Here is a 243-nt window from a genome sequence, read left to right on the forward strand (position 1 = left end):
TTTCAGTATAGGACGTTGATGCGGTTAAACCTTTTTTAGGGGCATCAACTCCTATTTACAGCACACCATTCTCTATCTTTACCCAACCGAGTCCAAAAAACACCTTTGTCTTCAAAATGATTGTATCTTTTGTCCAACCTCTATGCTTCGCAAGCTCCATCCCTTGTGCGTTGAGAGGAAAATTTCCCCGGTTTAACAAGAACCCATAAAACCATTGGAATTGGTCACGACTAGGGAAAGCAG

General features: G+C 42.0%; 1 pseudogene. It reads right to left on the reverse strand.

The features are described 5' to 3' along the window. Nucleotides 1-58 precede the first annotated feature (58 nt). Nucleotides 59-243, reverse strand: a pseudogene (locus tag R0K30_RS23200) (single-stranded-DNA-specific exonuclease C-terminal domain-containing protein); the annotation flags it as partial.

It is taken from the genome of Bacillus sp. SIMBA_154 (genome assembly GCF_046536015.1).
GTDB classification, from domain to species: Bacteria; Bacillota; Bacilli; order Bacillales; family Bacillaceae; genus Bacillus; species Bacillus pumilus_P.